The organism is Cetobacterium sp. ZOR0034, assembly GCF_000799075.1.
Classification (GTDB): domain Bacteria; phylum Fusobacteriota; class Fusobacteriia; order Fusobacteriales; family Fusobacteriaceae; genus Cetobacterium_A.
In genome coordinates this window covers 1-3997 of sequence record NZ_JTLI01000088.1, presented here as the reverse complement: position 1 = coordinate 3997, position 3997 = coordinate 1, and the positions used below count along the sequence as shown (strand labels likewise).

7 protein-coding genes are annotated in these 3997 nt (G+C 31.6%); all 7 read right to left on the bottom strand.

The genetic code is table 11. The features are described from left to right. Nucleotides 1-118: 118 nt before the first annotated feature. The 7 genes from L992_RS12185 to truA all read right to left on the bottom strand — a co-directional run bounded on the left by L992_RS12185 (nucleotide 119) and on the right by truA (nucleotide 3852). Nucleotides 119-697 (bottom strand): uracil-DNA glycosylase family protein, encoded by a 579-nt coding sequence (locus L992_RS12185; protein WP_047383605.1) that lies wholly within the window; start codon nucleotides 695-697, stop codon nucleotides 119-121. Between the two features lie 9 nt (nucleotides 698-706). Further along, on the bottom strand, nucleotides 707-1480 hold the full coding sequence (locus L992_RS12180) for an MBL fold metallo-hydrolase (RefSeq protein ID WP_047383607.1): 774 nt from the start codon (nucleotides 1478-1480) through the stop codon (nucleotides 707-709). A gap of 86 nt (nucleotides 1481-1566) precedes the next feature. Continuing rightward, nucleotides 1567-1728, bottom strand: a complete 162-nt coding sequence (locus L992_RS13385) for a rubredoxin (protein ID WP_081982926.1) — start codon at nucleotides 1726-1728, stop codon at nucleotides 1567-1569. A gap of 18 nt (nucleotides 1729-1746) precedes the next feature. Further along, nucleotides 1747-2115, bottom strand: coding sequence for a desulfoferrodoxin family protein (locus tag L992_RS12175; protein WP_047383608.1), 369 nt, complete (start codon nucleotides 2113-2115; stop codon nucleotides 1747-1749). Between the two features lie 44 nt (nucleotides 2116-2159). Then, the gene (locus L992_RS12170) at nucleotides 2160-2570 is read right to left on the bottom strand and encodes a Fur family transcriptional regulator (protein ID WP_197053435.1); all 411 of its coding nucleotides are present in this window, start codon (nucleotides 2568-2570) and stop codon (nucleotides 2160-2162) included. A gap of 88 nt (nucleotides 2571-2658) precedes the next feature. Continuing rightward, nucleotides 2659-3108: an N-acetyltransferase gene (locus tag L992_RS12165; protein ID WP_047396559.1), complete on the bottom strand. Its 450-nt coding sequence runs from the start codon at nucleotides 3106-3108 to the stop codon at nucleotides 2659-2661. Nucleotides 3109-3117: 9 nt separating this feature from the next. Further along, nucleotides 3118-3852, bottom strand: a complete 735-nt coding sequence (gene truA, locus L992_RS12160; protein ID WP_047383614.1) for a tRNA pseudouridine(38-40) synthase TruA — start codon at nucleotides 3850-3852, stop codon at nucleotides 3118-3120. Between the last annotated feature and the right edge of the window lie 145 nt (nucleotides 3853-3997).

The window sequence follows — 3997 nt, the reverse complement described above, 5'->3', positions numbered from 1 at the left end:
AAAACTAAAAAGATTGCCCTGATTCATCCTCTCCCTTACAGAGGAAGAGGTTTTCTCAGGGCGTTTTGATAAAATTGCGTCTCCTATCTGTTTGAATCTAACAACTAATATTTTCATATTAAATCTCCTCAATACTATTCTTTACAGTTTTTAAATCCCCCCAAAACTCTACTGCTACTTTTGCTCTTTTTCCACCATCATCCCTTGACTTCTTCGCAAAATTAGCATCATACGTCACTAAAAGTTTTATATCCCCTTTCCAGTTGAAGACAGCTCCTTTTTCCTGTAAGAATTTAAACTCTCTATCTAAAAGAAGCTCTGCTACGTCTTGACCTAAAGCTACAACTATTTTAGGATTCATAAGAGAGATTTGCATCATCAAATACTCTTTTAAATCTCTTTTATCCTTCTCTTCTAACTCACGGTAATTTTTCTCTGATTTTGTTAATGTTGTAATATAGTATTCATCTGGAGAAAGTCCTACAATATCACATAACTTAATTAAAAACTCTCCACTCGAACCTGGCTTCACTTTTAAATTTTCATCTATATATAAACTAGAATCATCTCCAATAAACATAATATTTCCAGCAAAATTTCCTGTTCCTAATATTATTTTTTCCTTTGTATTTTTTAAAGCATCCGTGCCTCCAACTTCAAACTTTAACTCCTCTAATAATCTCTCTATCTCTTCCATAAAGTCCTCCTAAAACTTGATTATCTTTGTACATATATCTTGTTGTGCAATCTCTACAGACACTTCTATATTATTTCTATTAAGTTCATCCATAACTGCATCTAGTGCTATTTTAGGGTCATTACTGTCCTTACTCATATGTGCTAAATATATTTTTTTCAATTTCTCATGATAGATTTCACATAAAAATCTAGCACAATCATTATTTGAAAGATGTCCATTTCTACTTTTAACACGAGCTTTCAAGTCCCAAGGATATGAACACTCCATTAATTTATGATAATCATAATTACACTCAACTACAATCACATCTACATCTTTAAAAGCTTCTCTAACAGTGTTGTCAATATAACCTAAGTCTGTTGCTATCGCGACCTTACTTCCAGTACTTTCTTCTATTCTAAATCCGATAGTTCTTTCAGCATCATGCATAACATCAAAAGGATAGACCATGCTTTCCCCTACCCAAAAAGCCTCTTCAATAAATCTAAGATTTTCTGGTTTTATTTTTCCTAATTTCAATACACCCGCTTCATAGCTCTCTTTTGTAATATAGATTGGAACATCATATTTCCTAGATATTATTCCAGCTCCAAGTATATGATCTCCATGCTCATGTGTTATCAAAATCCCATCTATACTACAAATATCTATACCTATTTTATTCAATTGTTCTTCTATTTTTTTCCCACTGAATCCAGCATCTATAAGTAATTTTATATTATCAGTCTCTAAAAAAATAGAGTTTCCTTTGCTTCCACTTCCTAGTACTGCTAATCTCATATTTTTCCCTTTCTTTAATCTCTATTTTAAGTCTATATTATAGCATAAAAAAACCTCTTAGCCTACTAGCCAAGAGGTCACATATTTTACATCTCTTCAAAGTGATCTTTACCTACATAACACAGTGGACATACCCAATCCTCTGGCACCTCTTCCCACTTTGTTCCTGGAGCAACTCCATTTTCTACATCTCCAACCGTTTCATCATAAACATAATCACATATTACACATCTCATGTGTTTACCCATCTTTAATCCCCCTATATTTTAGTTATGCCATAATCCATGAATATTACAGTACTCTCTAGCACAAACGCTAGCACCTTTTGGAACTCTAAAATAAGCTTCTGGAGCTTCCCCAGGTTTCAAATATTTTCTATATAAGAAATCATCTACGCATATCTCTATGATTTGAATATAGTGAGCTTCTGTCATTGGATGAGCTACCTCTTTTCCAACTTTAACTAAATACCCATCCTCTTTCTCTTCAACATAAGGAACATGCTTTTCAGTTGTTGCATCTTCTGTTTTTTCTGAAACTAACTCTAATCCCTCAACGTTCACTTCGGCATCTGCTATTAATACCTCTAATAATACTGGACTTTCTTTTACTTTAAAAATTTCAAAAACTTTCATTCTAGCCTCCTTCAATTAATAAAATAGTTTCTTATTTTAAGCAATTATTTATTCTGACAATGTGGACAAATTCCTTTAAAATAAACATGGTATTCATCTACCTTAAAACCACTCATTCCGTCAACTACTAATTGATCTAAAGCCACTGGAATATCATAGACTTTCTTACATTCTACACATTTAAAGTGTCCGTGAACATGAACATCTACATCATATCTTGTCTCATTTTCCTCTATTGTTATTACTTTCGTTATTCCCTTTTCTATAAAAAGATTTAATGTATTATATACTGTTGTTTTAGAAAGAGTAGGAATCTCAGGGCATAAAGCCTTATAAATCTCATCTACTGTAGGATGAGTTTTATTTTCTAACAAATATTCAAATATTTTCATTCTTTGATATGAAGGCTTTATGTCATGTATTTTTAGGTGCTCTCCTATATTTTCAACATACATAATAATCTCCTTTTGAAATAATTACAAAATTGTAATTATTTGTTTTTAATTTAATATACACTTTTTTAGTATTTTTGTCAAGATGTCTTTAGAATATTTTGACCATCAAATATCTGTCAATTCCTATTCCATATTCATCTTTTTGTAACTCTTCAATCTTGTAGCCAGCCTTTTCATACATTGATATAGCCGGCATATTTTTAGGATCTACTGTTAAATATACCATCTCTATTCCAATATCTTTTAAAAAATTGTGAGTTGATTCCAGCAGTTTTTTTCCATAGCCCTTTCCTCTTTCAGATTCTGGAGTTGAAAAACCATATAAGAAAACTGCATTTTTTTTTAATACAGCTTGATACTGAGCAACCGATAAAAGTTTTCCGAAATTATCAAGTAAAACATAAAGTTTTCCATAACGAATAAAACTCATAATCATCCACATATCTGCTCCACCCATAACTCCAAAACTATCTATCTCGTTCTGATATATCTTATCAATTAACTCTCTATTATCCGAAGTAACTTCAACAACTTTCATAAATACCTCCTAATATCCTATATCACATAGATGAAGTCCGTTTGGTTCTGCTACATCTTTTATATATTTTCCATTCGGATCATTTAGCATCTCTATCATATAATTTTCAGGTCTTCTCTTAAAATAAATTGATAAAATTGTCCCCACTATTATTCTTATTTGAGATTTTAAAAAAGCATTTGCTTTAACATACAGTTTCACAGTTTTTTCATCTACTCTTTCAAATCTAGCCTCAAACATCTCTCTTTCAGAAGTTCTACTAGAACAATCTGCAAGTCTAAAATTACAAAAATCATGAACTCCTACCAACGGAGCTACAATAGAATTCAATCTATCCAAATCTAATTTTTCATCAACAAAAGTTACATACCTCGATTGAAAAGGGTTTCTTTCCTCTCCTAAATAATATTCATAAGCTCTATATTTAGCTGAAAATCTCGAGTTGAAATCTGCCTCACTGTCTTCTACATCTAAAATAACTATGTCTTTAGGCAAACTATTATTTAATACATATTTTATTTTTTGAGGAGGAATTGTTGAATCTATAAAGAAGTTAGATACTTGTTTCTTAGCGTGTACACCCCTATCGGTTCTTCCTGCTGAAATTAGATCAATGTCTTTTTTAAAAAGTATTTTTAAAACTTTTTCGATTTCTCCTTGAACAGTTCTCAACTTTGGTTGCCTTTGAAATCCAAAAAATTCACTTCCATCATAACTATATGTTAACTTTATATTTCTTTCCAATTTTTTCTCCTTTTCCTTTTTTAGATATAAAAAAAAGTCTTGAATAATCAAGACTCTGTAAACTCTTATGTGGTGCGAGAGGAGGGACTTGAACCCTCACGTCGAAACGCCAGATCCTAAGTCTGGTGCGTCTGCCAATTCCGCC